The organism is Paraburkholderia piptadeniae, assembly GCF_900007165.1.
Lineage (GTDB): Bacteria > Pseudomonadota > Gammaproteobacteria > Burkholderiales > Burkholderiaceae > Paraburkholderia > Paraburkholderia piptadeniae.
This window is the reverse complement of sequence record NZ_CYGY02000206.1, coordinates 1-1,223: the sequence shown is the minus strand read 5'-3', so window position 1 is coordinate 1,223 and position 1,223 is coordinate 1. Positions and strand designations below refer to the sequence as shown.

The window sequence follows — 1,223 nt, the reverse complement described above, 5'->3', positions numbered from 1 at the left end:
ATTCGGACCGCGCGCAGCTTGTGTCGCTGCAAGCCGCAGCGGAACTCGCGCAAACCGTGTACAAGCGCGACAAGGCGCAGTACGACATTCAGGCGATTGCGAAGGCACAGCTCGACGCCGATGCCGCCGACCTGAAGAGCAAGAAAGCCCAGGTCGACCAGCAGGCCGCGCTCGTCGAAAAGAAAACGATACGCGCGCCCTTCGCGGGCCGCGTCGGCATCACGACGGTCAACCCCGGCCAGTACATCAATCCGGGCGATGCGATCGTCACGCTGCAAGCCATCGATCCGATCTACGCCGACTTCTACCTGCCGCAACAGCAGCTCGGACAATTGCAGGTCGGCCAGGCGATCGTCGTCGATACCAATGCGCTCAGCAACCGCACCTTCGACGGCAAGATCCGCTCGATCAATCCGCGCGTGGACGCCGCGACGCGCAACGTGCAGATCGAAGCGGCCGTCGACAACCGCGAGCGCAAGCTGCTGCCCGGCATGTACGCGAACGTGAAGATCGACGCGGGCGGCGTGCAGCGCTATCTGACCTTGCCGCAAACGGCGATCACCTATAACCCGTACGGCGCGACCGTGTTCGTCGTGAAGCCCGGCGCGCAAAAGAATGCGCAAGGCAAGGTCATGCCCGTCGCGCAGCAGGTGTTCGTCACGCCGGGGCCGACGCGCGGCGATCAGGTCGCGATTCTCAAGGGCATCGGCGAAGGCACGCAGGTCGTGACGAGCGGACAGCTGAAGCTGAAGAACGGCACGCCGCTCGTGATCGACAACCGCGTGCTGCCTGCGGACAACCCGAACCCGACGCCTCAGGAACAATAAGAGGCCACGCGATGAAATTCACCGACACCTTCATTGAACGCCCGGTGCTCGCCTCGGTGGTGAGTCTGCTGATACTCGTGCTCGGCTTGCGGTCGCTATCCGCGCTGAAGGTCGGCGAATATCCGCAGACCGAAAACGGCGTGGTGACGATCATGACGTCGTATTACGGCGCGAGCGCCGACACGATGGCCGGCTTCATCACGCAGCCGCTCGAAGCCGCGATTGCGCAGGCCCAGGGCATCGACTACGTGTCGTCGACGAGCAGCACGGGCGTTTCGACGATCACCGCGACGCTGCGCCTGAACTACGACTCGAATCGCGCGCTGACGGAGATCAACACGCAGATCGCATCGGTGCGCAACCAGTTGCCGCCGCAGGCGCAGCAGCCGGTGCTGA

2 protein-coding genes are annotated in these 1,223 nt (G+C 63.9%); both read left to right on the top strand.

The genetic code is table 11. The features are described 5' to 3' along the window. Nucleotides 1-827: efflux RND transporter periplasmic adaptor subunit (locus BN2476_RS44470; RefSeq protein ID WP_087740434.1), on the top strand; the 827-nt coding region annotated here is incomplete at its 5' end. Nucleotides 828-838: 11 nt separating this feature from the next. Further along, nucleotides 839-1,223 (top strand): efflux RND transporter permease subunit (locus BN2476_RS44465; protein WP_173819734.1); only part of this gene is annotated, 385 nt, incomplete at its 3' end.